At 57.4% G+C, this 13,314-nt stretch carries 15 protein-coding genes; 6 read left to right on the forward strand and 9 right to left on the reverse strand.

Annotated elements, in window-relative coordinates; genetic code table 11:
* Positions 1-213 precede the first annotated feature (213 nt).
* The 4 genes from VIL88_RS02585 (at position 214) to VIL88_RS02600 (ending at position 2,915) form a co-directional block, all read left to right on the forward strand.
* Positions 214-489: a hypothetical protein gene (locus VIL88_RS02585; protein ID WP_331985615.1), complete on the forward strand. Its 276-nt coding sequence runs from the start codon at positions 214-216 to the stop codon at positions 487-489.
* Between the two features lie 489 nt (positions 490-978).
* The gene (locus VIL88_RS02590; protein ID WP_331985617.1) at positions 979-1,809 is read left to right on the forward strand and encodes a hypothetical protein; all 831 of its coding nucleotides are present in this window, start codon (positions 979-981) and stop codon (positions 1,807-1,809) included.
* Between the two features lie 42 nt (positions 1,810-1,851).
* Positions 1,852-2,358: a hypothetical protein gene (locus VIL88_RS02595; protein WP_331985620.1), complete on the forward strand. Its 507-nt coding sequence runs from the start codon at positions 1,852-1,854 to the stop codon at positions 2,356-2,358.
* Between the two features lie 194 nt (positions 2,359-2,552).
* Complete coding sequence (locus VIL88_RS02600) at positions 2,553-2,915, forward strand: hypothetical protein (protein ID WP_331985622.1); 363 nt, start codon at positions 2,553-2,555, stop codon at positions 2,913-2,915.
* Between the two features lie 544 nt (positions 2,916-3,459).
* Here the strand turns inward: VIL88_RS02600 and VIL88_RS02605 are convergent.
* From VIL88_RS02605 to VIL88_RS02615, 3 genes are all read right to left on the reverse strand, one after another.
* Positions 3,460-3,639, reverse strand: a complete 180-nt coding sequence (locus tag VIL88_RS02605) for a hypothetical protein (RefSeq protein ID WP_331985624.1) — start codon at positions 3,637-3,639, stop codon at positions 3,460-3,462.
* 344 nt (positions 3,640-3,983) lie between these two features.
* Positions 3,984-4,547 carry a hypothetical protein gene (locus VIL88_RS02610; protein ID WP_331985626.1) on the reverse strand — a complete coding sequence of 188 codons (564 nt, stop codon included), beginning with the start codon at positions 4,545-4,547 and terminating at the stop codon, positions 3,984-3,986.
* A 252-nt stretch (positions 4,548-4,799) separates the two neighbouring features.
* Positions 4,800-5,720, reverse strand: coding sequence for a LysR family transcriptional regulator (locus VIL88_RS02615; RefSeq protein WP_331985628.1), 921 nt, complete (start codon positions 5,718-5,720; stop codon positions 4,800-4,802).
* Between the two features lie 163 nt (positions 5,721-5,883).
* On the opposite strand from VIL88_RS02615, the gene VIL88_RS02620 reads away from it, so the two are divergent.
* Entirely contained in the window at positions 5,884-6,612 is a 729-nt protein-coding gene (locus VIL88_RS02620; protein WP_331985630.1) for an SDR family oxidoreductase, read from the forward strand.
* A gap of 10 nt (positions 6,613-6,622) precedes the next feature.
* Positions 6,623-6,952, forward strand: a complete 330-nt coding sequence (locus VIL88_RS02625; protein WP_331985632.1) for an Atu4866 domain-containing protein — start codon at positions 6,623-6,625, stop codon at positions 6,950-6,952.
* 251 nt (positions 6,953-7,203) lie between these two features.
* Here the strand turns inward: VIL88_RS02625 and VIL88_RS02630 are convergent, their stop codons facing one another.
* The 6 genes from VIL88_RS02630 to VIL88_RS02655 all read right to left on the reverse strand — a co-directional run bounded on the left by VIL88_RS02630 (position 7,204) and on the right by VIL88_RS02655 (position 13,295).
* On the reverse strand, positions 7,204-7,986 hold the full coding sequence (locus VIL88_RS02630) for an NAD(P)-dependent oxidoreductase (RefSeq protein ID WP_331985634.1): 783 nt from the start codon (positions 7,984-7,986) through the stop codon (positions 7,204-7,206).
* Positions 7,987-8,050: 64 nt separating this feature from the next.
* Entirely contained in the window at positions 8,051-9,079 is a 1,029-nt protein-coding gene (locus VIL88_RS02635; protein WP_331985719.1) for a mannonate dehydratase, read from the reverse strand.
* Positions 9,080-9,191: 112 nt separating this feature from the next.
* Positions 9,192-10,241, reverse strand: a complete 1,050-nt coding sequence (locus tag VIL88_RS02640) for a sn-glycerol-3-phosphate ABC transporter ATP-binding protein UgpC (protein WP_331985636.1) — start codon at positions 10,239-10,241, stop codon at positions 9,192-9,194.
* A gap of 4 nt (positions 10,242-10,245) precedes the next feature.
* Positions 10,246-11,088 carry a carbohydrate ABC transporter permease gene (locus tag VIL88_RS02645; protein ID WP_331985638.1) on the reverse strand — a complete coding sequence of 281 codons (843 nt, stop codon included), beginning with the start codon at positions 11,086-11,088 and terminating at the stop codon, positions 10,246-10,248.
* Positions 11,078-12,010 (reverse strand): sugar ABC transporter permease, encoded by a 933-nt coding sequence (locus VIL88_RS02650; RefSeq protein WP_331985640.1) that lies wholly within the window; start codon positions 12,008-12,010, stop codon positions 11,078-11,080. The genes VIL88_RS02645 and VIL88_RS02650 overlap by 11 nt, the downstream gene beginning before the upstream one ends.
* Positions 12,011-12,020: 10 nt before the next feature.
* Positions 12,021-13,295, reverse strand: coding sequence for a sugar ABC transporter substrate-binding protein (locus tag VIL88_RS02655; protein WP_331985642.1), 1,275 nt, complete (start codon positions 13,293-13,295; stop codon positions 12,021-12,023).
* Positions 13,296-13,314: the final 19 nt, after the last annotated feature.

Consider the following 13,314-nt stretch of genomic DNA (forward strand, 5'->3'; position numbering starts at 1 on the left):
GTCAGCACGAGGACGGACAATAAAGGGCGGCGCTCGGTCGGGTCTTGCGTGTCGACGGCCGACTGCAGTTCGGCGACGGGGAATTGACCTTTCAGTATGTATGACGGAAGCTGTCTGCTATCGAATGAACGCGTCTAGGGCGACAATATCGTTCTGGATGCGACCTGCTCCGCCGAAGGGGAGGACTACACCGGCGCCCTCAGGGTCAAGGTCTTGGGCGCCAACGAGATTCTGGTGACGGCGCCCATCGCGAAACCAACGAGGCTCAAGGCGTGCGAGGGCACGTTGGGTGCCTCGCTGCCGGTTCCGGCTGCGGTTTCCACAGGCACGACCGGTGGAATCGACGAGATTACGCCGTACTTCGCCGTGTACCTAGTCGCGCGCCAGAGTCACGGCACGGGTAATGCTTTCAGCGATCAGCATCTTGCGAACCTAGACGGAGTGATGAAGGCGATTTCCGACGGCTCAAGCGCAACCCGTCCCGAGTAGGAAGCGATGTGGTCTACCATGACAGGACAGTTGGGAAGCCAATGCGTGCCAGAAGCGGAATGTATCGAGCTGCGGCAGCAGATGATGTATATGTTCCCCTCCGGAACATTCGTCGACACCGGGGAGGCCTTCCCGTTTTGAGGTTCTTCGCAAGACCTCTGATCTTCCCACTGCTTTGACGTCACCTTCGTCTGTCGCTTGAGAAAACATCGTATGGGATAAGTCGCAATCGGGCGGAAGCTCTATCGAAGTTCCGGCATTTCTCGTCGATGACCCGGCAACCGCTCTGTTTAAAAAATGGCGCGATGATGGCACAAGCTCCAGCTCGCATCGATCCCTGCTTACGTGAGCCAGTATCGGGCCGACTTCGATGGTAGCCCGGCTCGGGATGTCGAACGCTATGTCCGGGTCGCGTCGGTGACCAATCGATGCGGTAGAGTTTGGAAGCGACCCGATACTAAAAGGGCTACGCAACCGTCGGAGGGTTCGATGCTCAGAAAGAAAATCGCTGTGCTGGTCACGCTAGCTTCGGCTGTTTCCACGATAGCGTGGTCAACAGTCTGCGGCCAGGAGGCGGTGTCGGAATTGCCGGAGATAATGGCCGCTGCCGTAACCAAGTTGCCGGAGGGACCTCGGCCGGCCCGCGGGGACGACAACTGCTCGACGTCCTGGATTGATCCCGAGACTGATGCCGGTCGGTTTGTGCAGGAACGCGGCTGGGGCGTCATGTCAGAGGTGGCCACTGGCGAATACCAATTGGTAAGTTTCGCGGGCAACTTTGAACCGGGGACGAGTGGCTCATGCGCGATACAGCAAGGGAACATTGGCGTCTTCGCGGGCCGACAGCTGAAGGCCATTCTCTACACGTCGAACAAGACTGACGAGCTCATCGGTGCCCTGGTGCCACTCGAGAACGGCAACGTTAGGCTGTGGAGCAGCGGCTATCTCGAAAGTCCGGTTGCCGACATCCTAGTCGGTAGCATCGGCGTGGTCGTCCGTCCTGTAGCGGAGGAAGATACCTTCTGCGGCGGCAAGGTGATCGTCCCCAATATCTACGATGAGGACATAACCGAGGCCCGGCAATCGCTAATCGCAGCAGGTTGGCAGCCGGAAGAACAACCTCGGATGGAATGGGGTCAACAGCCAGACCTGCAGGACCTCGGTATCGTAGAAGCGGTCGACTGCTCCGGGACAGGATTCGGGTTCTGTGGGTATTCCTACGGCGGCGAAGGCGCCTCGCTCAGTGTCACGACAGCTGGCGAACTTTGGGAAGACAACGTGCCAAGCGTTACCGACTATGCGGTGACGTGCGAACTGTAGACACTCGGATCTGATCGTCGAATAATGCGAGTAGAGGAAACCATGCGCATAGTTGGGGCAATTGCAATCTGGGGTTGTCTTGCCTCTTCCTGTCATGCAGCCAATTTCACGCAGATCAAAGGGTGGCAATCAGGTGCCTGGAACTCCGCGCTTTTCGAGAACAACTCAAATGGACAGCGCTTCTGCGCCTTGGAAAGCGAGGGTAGATCACCGGTTTTCCGCCTGAACAGCTACCTCGCGGACGGCGATACATTTATAGAGCTTTTCGACCCCAACTGGTCGAAGATGGAAGGTGCGGTCACTTTCTCGCTCGCATTCGACACTATGGACCGGGGACCGATCAGCATAGAACTGCGGGGCCGGTCATGGGGCGATAGCTACACCTATGACATCCTGGAGAAGGCCAACTTCGACTTGTTGCAGGGGCTCCTGAGTGCGTCGACAAGCATGCAGGCGCTCAACAGCAACGGCGCCACGCTCGCAACGTTCAGCCTTGATGGCGCTGCTACTGCGGTGAGGACATTCAACGAATGCCTGCGATCTCGATAATGCACACCATGATGCTAATTGAGATCGGCACGCGGCTGCAGGCCATGACCGCGGACACCCGACAGCCCACCCGGACATAGGACCTCTCCATGCGCGCGGAACTGCTCATTCTTCTGCTCTCAACTCCGGCGATCGCTTAAGAAGAGCTGCGATAGACATCATCCGTCAGCGGCGGCAGCGAGATAGATCTCCCTGTGTTCATGACCGAAGGTTGGGTCCGCGCGTTGATGACCGCCGGCGAAGACTACGGCACTGCATTTGAACCCGCACTCTATTCGGTTCAACTGCGGCAATACCGCACTAGCGCTATCGGAAGGCCGGCCGCTTATCTCGAGCAGTCTCTCGGTGCCTTGGCCGACGAAGTGACATATCGATACGATCGTGAGAGCTTGGGCGCGATCTCAGGTCACACCGGTGCCGGGCAGGACATCTTTTACGGCATGTGCAAGACGGATCGCGTTGGTGTGATCGTCTGCTTCGACATGCACTGGCCACGAGAAATGCAGGCGATGATGGGGCCTATTCCCGAGCGGATCGCCGCCAGCCTCCGCGACTGACAGTTTGGACGCTTTGTACATCTGGTCAACGCGCGGGCAGCCTTATATTGACTAGCCCCTCGCTTATTGAACCTGGGCCGCGTAAAACCAGACGCGCCTTCCGCCGCTGTCACTTGGCGAGCATAGTTCTTGGATGCTCCTTAGCGCCCCATTCCAGCCATTCGGGCCACTCTTGCGACTTCCTAAAAGCTGCCAGTCTGCTCAGGCCGCAGCAACGTCCATGACGGGGTGGTGAGCGGACTGACGGCTTTTAGCGGTCATCATGCAAAAGCTGACAGGCCAGAACGTGACGCACGATTATCAAGACTATTGCCAGACGAGGTGCAGAGGGCCGCAAGTCTGCCTGCCGGAATAAGGGCTACCGCTCGACCACCGTTGATGGCGATCCGGACAATAGCTGTCGGACGGCGCTAGGGTTCATAGAACCCCAGGCCTCCCGCTTTGGCTCATGTGATTGGCGGTCTGCTCAACGCAGGTCTGATCAGTTCTCTTCGCTGTTAAGCAGCGAGCGGGTAGGCCATCAGCAGCAGCGGCTGAATGTCGCTCAGTCCCGGCGCGACGCCAGGGCGAAAGTATCTTCAATTGGACGGAGCGTGTCCTTGTCCACAAACAGCATTCGATTGGCGCCGTTCTCATCCTGGGTGTGAACAACGATCTTGTCGCCCCACTCTTCAACCCGGTTGGCACTGATGCCGTGATACTCGGCAAGATTGGCGGTGATCAAAGCGACCCAACGACCGTGACATCGTGGTCTTTGTTTTCCGAAGCAAAGGCAGCGGTGGACAGCAAAGCAAGAGCAACAGAAGCGAAACCACATTACGAAACATGGTGATTTTCCTTTTAGGATTCGGCGTCAGAGCGACAGGTCTCTTCGTCTGTGCGCATTGGCGCCGAACGGCCGGACAAACTGAGGATTGGTTGGCGAGCTTGCGAGCGAACTGGTCGGCCCGCGGGCGGATATCGGAACGTCCCGCGCGGCCACGAGCGTCCCAGTATCAGCTGTCATTCAGCTGACACGGCATGTGGTTGTTTGGAGCTACCGCATGCCTGCTTGGGAAAGCTCGTTGATTAATTGAACTGCAAGCGGCGCCCGAGGACTGCCTCAATGCTTTCTGGTTCCACAATCCAGGCATAGTTCAGCTCTTGCTTGATCTTCCAGACGCCATCGACGCAGCTCCAACCAAGCTGCGACCGTGTGTCAAAGGCAACGACATCTCCCTCGATCGGCTCAATACGGCCGACGAAGCCGATTGCGGACGATGCGGTGTCCTTGCCAACGACGGCTTCATTGACGTCAGTCATGCCGTGGAGGATGGATCGGGAGGCATTTATGTGACCCTCCCAGTTTTGGCCGTATTCCAAGGCATCGGAAAACAGCTGCTTGTCCCCGGGAGCGAAGTTATCCCAGTAGACGCCCTCGGTGTTTTCCAAGTCGTAGAACTTGGCCATTTCTTCATTGAAGATGAATTCGGGATCACCTTCGTGGCGCTCCCAGCCTTCCATAATCCACTCCTCGTGCAAGGCGAGGGGAGCGTTCGCACCCTCCTGAGGGCACAGCGTCGCCTGGGCTAGCGCCGGGGTTGCAAAGCTCCCAAGGGCGAGAGCGGCTACAGCATATTTGGTAAAGTTCATCTGAGGTTTTCTTCATTGTCGTTTTGACGATCAGAAGCTACGCTCAGGACTTAGGAGGCGGTAGCGCCCCAATACTCTACGTTGTGGTTAGAATGACTGTACAATAACGACCCGAGCAAACGCCTCTTGCGCGCGCAGACTGGACTGGTCCACCGAGAAAGCCGGCCAATAGCTTCGAGCGTGCGCGCCAGCGGTAAACCAACCACCGGCATTGAGCTCAAAGCCACTCAAGTGAATAGTTGAGGATGCTCTCTATTGGGCGGTGGCGGCAGTGCTCTTGTCGGCTCGAAATTTCCTGACGTGATCGATCAGGGCGCGAAGCTTGGGCGTCACTGTTCGGCGGCTCGGGAAATAGATGAAGAACCCTGGAAATGAGGGAAGCCACTCCTCTAGCACCGGTATCAGCTCGCCGCGCTCGACATACGGCGCAAAAGTATCTTCCATGCCGAATGTAATGCCGCCATCCGCAATAGCGGTCCTGATCATCAGCAACATGTCATTGGTGGTGACCTGCGGCTCGACCGCAACGTTGAACCCTTGACCGTCCTGTTCGAATTCCCACCGGTAAGGGGCTGATGTTGGGTGTGGTCGCCATCCAATGCAGTTGTGGGCGGTTAGTTCGCGCGGATGCTGCGGTCGCCCAAAGTTCTTCAGGTAGACTGGCGACGCGACCGCCACTTGCCGTTGCGGCCCGGTTACCGGCACCGCAACCATGTCTCGCTCAATGACTTCGCCAAGGCGCACCCCAGCATCGTACCCGGCTGCAACGATATCGAACTCTTCGTCCGAAACTGTCACGTCCAGCGTGACTTCCGGATAGGTCTGAATGAACGAAGAAATGAGAGGTCCCGATAAAAACCGTTCGGCGATGGAGGTTGCGGTAATCCGCAGCAGACCCCGCGGTATGCCTGAGGCATCGAGGGTCCTCTCGATGGCCAGTTCGATCTCGGCGATGTGGGAAGACACATCACTCAGCAATCTCGCACCTGTTTCCGTCAGACGGACGCTTCGCGTCGAGCGCTGGAAAAGCGGGTGAGACAGCGTATCTTCGAGACGCTGCACGCTCTGGCTCACCGCAGAACGCGTAACGCCCAGCCGATCTGCAGCCGCCTTAAAGGTCCCGGCTTCTGCAACGGCGACAAAGGTTTTCAGCAGGTTCAGGTCAGCACTCATTGGTTAGCTCACCTAACTACAGCATCCATCAGAACGCAAGTTGTCTTTCCATCGCTGGTGGCTAACTTGATGAGCACACCAGATGCCCCGCTTTCGGCGACCTCAGGCCGCCGAGACCTTCATGCGCATAGCAGCCATAGGGGCGGTCCCAAGGAGATATGCCATGAACAGCGTAGACAAAGTAATTCTCATAACTGGCGCAAGCAGCGGCATAGGTGCCGGAATTGCTCGAGAACTAGGCTCCGCTGGCGCTAATCTGATGTTGGGCGCGCGGCGCACGGAACAGCTGAAATCAGTAGCTGAACAGATACGAGCTCGAGGTGGCCGCGCCGAATTCGGCGCGCTTGACGTCACCGACCGCCACGCTGTTGCACAGTTTGCCGCCGCGGCGCTGGAGAAGTGGGGCCGTATCGATGTGCTCATTAACAACGCTGGTATAATGCCGCTTTCAACACTAGATGCCCTCAAGGTTGATGAGTGGGAGAGAATGATCGACGTGAACATCAAGGGTGTCCTTTGGGGCATTGCTGCTGTTCTTCCAGCCATGAAGTCCCAGGGTTTTGGTCAAATTATCAATATCGGCTCCATCGGGGCTTTGGCCGTGTCTCCTGCTGCCGCCGTCTATTGCGCCACCAAATACGCAGTTCGAGCGATCTCAGATGGTTTGAGGCAGGAAACGAGCAACATACGGGTGACCTGCGTGAACCCCGGGGTAGTGGAGTCCGAGCTAGCATCAACAATTACCGACCCGGCCGCCGCTCGAGCTATGGCGGAGTACAGACATATCGCGCTTCAGCCAGACGCAATCGCTCGCGCCGTCCGCCATCTGATCGAAGCCCCAGAGGATGTTGATACAAACGAAATCACCATCCGGCCGACGGCGACCACCTAGGCACAGCCAGATGAAGATGATCACAGCCGCGGGCCTCGCTTTGCTTGTCGCTTTTGCAAGCAATCCTACACTCACACAAGAAGGATCACATCAATTGCAAGACCATCCATACGTTGGCATGTGGGTAACTGAGGACGGACGAATCCGTCACGAGCTTCTACCAAATGGACGGTACGATGAGGCGCGTGGGAACCGCGAGAGCGCCTATCAAGGGCGTTATGAGGTTCAAGGTAGCCACATCGAATACTGGGACGACACTGGTTTCACCGCGGATGGCGACTTCATCAACGACGTCCTGTACCACGGCGGAATGATACTTTACCGAAGCACGACCGAGTAAGGCCAAGACCTCTGGGTGGGCGCTGGCTGAAGAGCTCCAAATACCTCGTCAGTTTTCGGTGCTGCAAATCGCGTTCCGGCGTCCGATCGTGCGGGGTCTGGCGATTAGGCCCGAGGGACACAAAAAGCTCGCGCCGGGTCGTTGGTTGAAGCAAGCCCGGCGCATCATGACTTCATCGATTAGTTTCTACTAGCGGCGACATCGCCAGGAAAAGCCGCGTTGCCCTGCACGGCAGTGCCGGAGCAGAACGCCTAGTCCTCGAAATGCCCCCAGATCGCGAAAATGCCCCCGTGCCGTTCATTGAGGGGATCCGCAGGGTCGAGGGGCAAACCGGCGAACGGAAGGCCAAGTTCGGCCGAGTTATGGTGCGGAGACCAACCAAGATCAGAGTCTGCAGGGTTGGCGTAGAACGCGCCAGCATTGGCCGAAACGCCAAACACGATCCGGTATCCCAGCTTATCGTGTAGCAGGGCCGTTTCTATCAGATTGGCCAGATCTTCCCGACTGCACCACAACTGCGTCTCTCGAGTGGTCTTGGGTGGATTGGCCGTACAGATCCTGATGGCTAGGCACTCCAAACCGAATTTATCGTAGTAGAGACGTGCCAGCGTTTCGCCAAAGATTTTGGAAACGCCGTAGAGCGAATCCGGCCGTGGCAATGCCTCTACACCCAGCGGACGTTGCACTGTGGGGTACATGCCAACCACATGGTAGCTTGAAGCATAGACAATGCGCCGGACGCGGGCGTGCCGGGCAGCCTCAAAAACATTGTAGGTGCCGGCAATGTTGGCGTTGAGAATGTCCTCCCAACGCGCTTCGGTCGACAAGCCGCCCATATGCACGATCGCATCCACGCCGCGCGCCATCAACGCATCCACAGCGCCGCGGTCGGCGAGGTCAGCGATCGTCAGTGGAGGTCCATCGTCGGGCTGGCGAATGTCGGTCGCGAGCACCTCATGACCGCGCTCGGCCAACCACTGGTGCAGGTATGACCCAAGCCGCCCAGCAGCTCCGGTCAGCAAGAGTTTAACCATACAATCTCCAGTTGCCAGATGCCGACCACAGCGTTAGTCAGCGTGCGATTTTCGAGGGCAGCAGCTATTCCGAAAGGGGCCTCAATGGTGGACCGTAGGGATCCCAACCGTGTGCCTGGAACAGCCCGACAATGTAGCCGTAGCAGAAAGCAAAGGCGGTCTCGAAGGGTGCTGCCCCGTCGATCTCGGGTACGTGGTCTGGCATGATCATGCAATCGACCGCCAACTCCTGGTACAGCCGAAAACTGGATGCCATGTCCATATCGCCAGCGTCGGGAAATTCTTCGGTGAAGGAATAGCGACCCCCTCGGATGTTGCGGAAGTGCACATTGAAAATCTTCCCCCGTTCACCGAACCAGCGGATGATCGGCTCGATCTCGTCCCGCGGATTTTCAAGACTCTCGGCAATTGTCCCCTGGCAAAAGTTCAAGCCGTGATAGGGGCTTTCCACTGTCTGCACGAAGCGCTTCAGGCCATCGGCAGATCCCAATACGCGCTCTTCCATGCCACGGTAGCCAGGTCGCGTCAGCGGGTCATGCGGATGGCAGGCCAGCCGCACTTTAGAAGACTCCGCGACCGGCACCACCCGCTCCAGAAACCAGGTTATCCGCTCCCACATCTGCTCTGCCGACACATTCCCCGCAGTGGTCGGCACAGTATCGTCGGCGGTCAGATCGTGGCGAAAGGTGGAGAGGCGTGCGCCGCCTCGCCCGAGCTCGCTGGGGGTGCGTGGGATGCCCAGAATGTTGAAGTTATACTTGGCAGCACCGACTTTGAGTTCGCCAAGCATCTCTATGATGCGGCGTATGCTGTCGATCTCTCGATGTCTGTCTGGATCGCGCCCCAGAACGATGTTGGGTGACGCCACCCTATCAACGCCAGAAGACGACAAGGGCAGTTGCACCATATCGAGTATTAGTCCTGCCGCGTCTAAACGATCGATGTGTCTCGATAACACATCCCGCGTCCAGTCGTGCGGATTTCCTGGGGGATCGATACAGACGTGGCGAATGCCAAACTGCGCAAGCTGACGGAGATAGCCGTCGCCAAGCTTTTCGAGCGCTTGGCCACTGAGTTGGGTCCCTATATGCATTTCTTGCTCAATTAGTAGTGGCAGCACTGCGCAGAGCACCTGGAGGCCCGGCTCGCCTAACAGTCTTACCTGCTGTTCCCGAACCGAAACGGTACGGGGAGCTGGTTTGTAATCAGGCAATTCGTTGTTCAGTAGAAGCGTCGAACAGATGGATAAGGTCAAGCCGCGGCTGGATACGAACCATGTCGCCCACGTGCCCCAGAAAACGCTCCCGAAATATGCCTATTAACTGCACCTGACCACAGCGAAACGTTAGTTGGGTTTCCGCGCCCATGGGCTCGATCAGTAGCACCTCTGCGGCTATGCCACCGTCTGAGACCAGGTCGAGGTGCTCGGGCCTTATGCCATAATAAGCTTCACGGCCTGCGGAGGCACTCGCTTCCATCGGTAGGACTGTGCCACCAGCAACGAAGCCCTGGGCCGAGATCGTGCCTTTGATCAGGTTCATGGCCGGAGAACCAATAAATCCGGCTACGAAAAGATTTTCAGGGCGATCATAGAGCTCCAACGGCGAGCCCATCTGAGCGACCTTGCCACCATTCATAACGACGATCTTATCAGCCATAGTCATGGCCTCGACCTGATCGTGCGTGACATAGACGGTGGTAACGCGCAGGCGCTGATGAAGAGCCTTAATCTCCCCGCGCATGACCACGCGTAGCTTGGCGTCAAGATTGGACAGGGGTTCGTCAAACAGGAAGACCTGCGGGTTGCGCACAATCGCCCGTCCCATAGCAACCCGCTGGCGCTGGCCGCCTGAGAGCTGACGCGGGAAGCGGTCCAAAAGGCCGGAAAGCCCAAGGATCGCGGCAGCGTCGTTCACGCGAGTTGCGATTTCCTCCTTGCTGCCGCCACGATGCTCAAGCGAGAAGCCCATGTTCTTGGCGACGGTCATATGCGGATAGAGAGCATAGTTTTGAAAGACCATCGCGATGTCGCGATCCTTAGGCTCCAGCTCGTTGACCGTCCGCTCACCGATGCGAATGTCGCCGTCTGTTATGGTCTCGAGACCTGCCAGCATGCGCAAAAGGGTGGACTTGCCGCAGCCTGAAGGCCCGACGAGAACGACGAATTGACCATCTTCTATGTCGATGTCCACGCCCTGGATGACGTCGACGGCGCCGAAGCTCTTGCGAATGCCCGAGAGGGAAACATTGGCCATGGGATTATCCTTTCAACCCGGTGTGAGCCAGGCCTTCTATGAAGTGTCGTTGAGCAATGACGAAGACGACCAGCACGGGGATTGCTGACATGGTGGAAGCGGCAAGCTGCACGTTCCACATTTCGCCGCCATAGGCGTCGGTAAAGTTTACGAGGGCAACCGGCAGGGTGAACAACTCCCGCGAGGAGATGAAAACCAGCGGCTCAAGAAAGGAGTTCCAACTGTGGAGGAACGTAAAGATTGCGACCGCCGCCAAGGCCGGTCGCGAGAGCGGCAAGGCAATGGTCCAGAAAATCTTGAGCCTGCTCAGTCCATCGATCCGCGCGGCTTCTTCTAACTCCAACGGCAGCGTTATGAAAAACTGTCGCATGATGAAAGTGGCGAAGACGCTGGAGGCACCAATCGTCTGGATCAGCAACAGCGGCCAATGCGTATTGGACAGCCCCCAGGCGCGGAACATCTGAAACAGTGGAATGAGTGTCACTTCCGACGGGACGAGCAGCCCCATTAGGACGACCATGAACATGATGTTGGCGCCGGGAAACTTGATCCGCGCGAAGGCGTAGCCAGCCAACGAACAGATCAACATCGTCAGCACGGTCACCACCACAGAGATGTAGACCGAGTTGAAGTACTGCCTGGCAAACGGCTGAAACTCGAAGGCGGTGGTATAGGACGAAAAATCAACGCGGGACGGAAACAGCTCTGGTGGGAAAGCGAATATTTGACTGATCGGCTTGATCGAAGAGGTGATCATCCACCAAGTCGGGAAAATGAACGGGAAGAGCAGCAGACACAGCAGCCCGTAGAGCGCCACCTGTGTCCGGGGAGAAAGCTTAGTGTTCATAAAAGACAACCTTCCGGCGGAGCTGCCACTGCGCGTAGGTCAGCAAGGCAACGATGCCGAGTAGTATGATCGACAGGGTGGAGCCGTAACCAAAGTTCAGGAACTGGAATGCCTGCTGGTAGAAGTAGTAGACCAACACCGTCGTGGAGGTACCGGGGCCACCTTGGGTAAGGACCTCAATCTGGCCGAAGACCTGCAGCGCGCCCACGATGGTCACGATGGAAACCAGCATCAGGGTCGGGCTGATAAGCGGCAAGGTTATACGATAGAACTGTTTGAAAGGTGGAACACCGTCCACCCGCGCAGCTTCATGAAGCTCGCGCGGTACCCCCTGCAGAGCCGCTAGAAACAGCACCATATTGAGACCCACGCTTTTGAATGTCTGGACGACAATGAGCGAAATCATGGCCGTATGCGGCAGACGGAGCCAGTTGGGGCCCTCAATGCCAACCATATAGAGCAGCCCATTGATGCCGCCATTGGACTGCAACAGAAAGCGCCAAACGATGGCCCAGGCCACAACGGACACAACGACGGGCGAGAAGAATAGCGTGCGAAACACCGACATTCCGGTCAGCTTCTGGTTCACCAACACCGCCAGCAGCAGAGCTAGTGAGATATTGAGAACAACCAGTCCCAAGGAAAAGATGGCAGTAGCGGCCAGCACCCCAGGCATGGCCCGGTCACGGAACAGCTCCTCGTAGTTCTCGCTGCCCACAAAGGTGAACGTGCCCGCCAGCACGTTCCACTCGTGCATCGAATAGTAGAAGACGAGGATGAGCGGCACGAAGACGAAGGTGATAATGCCGATGAACTGAGGAGCGACAAAGATCAGCCCGGTGACGTGGTCCTTGCGCTGTATGGTCCAGAAGGGGCGCTTGCGCGCCCCCTCCATACCGGTTGTGGGCTTGGCACTTGCCATGGATTGATCCTTAGCGCTGCAACAGCGGGTTCAAGTTATCGCAGGTCGCCTGAAGCACCTGGGCGACATCAGCGTCGGGCACCCAAAGCGAGTCCAGGGAAGCTCGAACATTCTGGACGATCTGCTCATAATTGGTGTGACCGGCTGCAGACCTACCCTCGACCACGCCCTTGATTACAACATCCGTGAGTTGCTCGACGCTGAGCAACGGATTGGACGCGGCAAGGACTTCAGGCGTCAGGACGCTTGACCGTGTTGGCGGGAAATAGCGAGCCAGCTTGGTGACATTCTCCTTGTTGGAGAAGAATGCCAGGAAGTCTGCGGCTTCTTGCGCGTGCGGAGACGCCTTGAGAACACCAATGCCGGCGGCACCTACATAGCCGTAATCCCCAATCGGACCGGCTGGCAGTGGGACGAGATCCCATTCAAAGGCGTCATCGCCAGTGGGGAGCAGATTTGCTCGACTGATCTGCGTGATGGTCATGGCAGCGTCGCCGGCGAAGAAGTCGGCGGCTATGCCTGGGCCAGGCATAGCCTTCTTCTCGAAGATGGCGTCATGGAGGAAGCTCATCGCATCGACCATTTCAGGCGCATTCATCATGCAGGTCTTGCCGTCTTCAGACCAAAGCTTGACGTCCCAGCCGGTATAAAGTGGCGCCAGGCGGGTCCAGCCGGTATAATCGAAGTCGCGAAAGATGATGCCGTGCTTACCCGTTTCGGCATTAACAGCCGCACCAATTTCGACGGCCTGCTCCCAGTCCCAGGTCCCTTCGGCAACCAGCTCTGCCGGCGTCTTCTGCTTGGCCTCCCGAACAAGGTCGTTATTGACGAAGACAGCAAAGGGCGAGGTTGAGAACGGGTAGAAATAGAGCTCGCCGTCTTGCGACCAGGAGTCAATCGAAGCCTGCGCATAGTCCTCGAGCTCGTACCCCTCCGTTGTGCGGAAGGTTTCGGTCAGGGGGAACATCGCGCCCGCGGCGATGAAATCGAATGACCCGGTTTCGGTTAGCCAGGTCAGATCGGGGGCATTGCCGCCAGCGATCTGAGTGGTGAGCGTGGTCGGAAATTCGCCATAGGGCACCGCTTCATAGGTCACGCTGACCTGAGGATTTTGTGCCTTGTAGGCATCGGCGATCTCGTTGAAAAGCCGAAGGTGGTCTTCATTGGCACTCCAGATCAGCATCCTCAAGTTGATCTGATCTTGAGCCATTGCGGCATTCATGGATATGAGCGCTGCTGACGCATAGAGCGCAGCAGCCAGTCCACTCTTTTTAAACAGCTTCATCACCTATCCTCCTGTGTGA

The sequence above is a fragment of the Devosia sp. genome (assembly GCF_036563435.1).
Classification (GTDB): Bacteria; Pseudomonadota; Alphaproteobacteria; order Rhizobiales; family Devosiaceae; genus Devosia.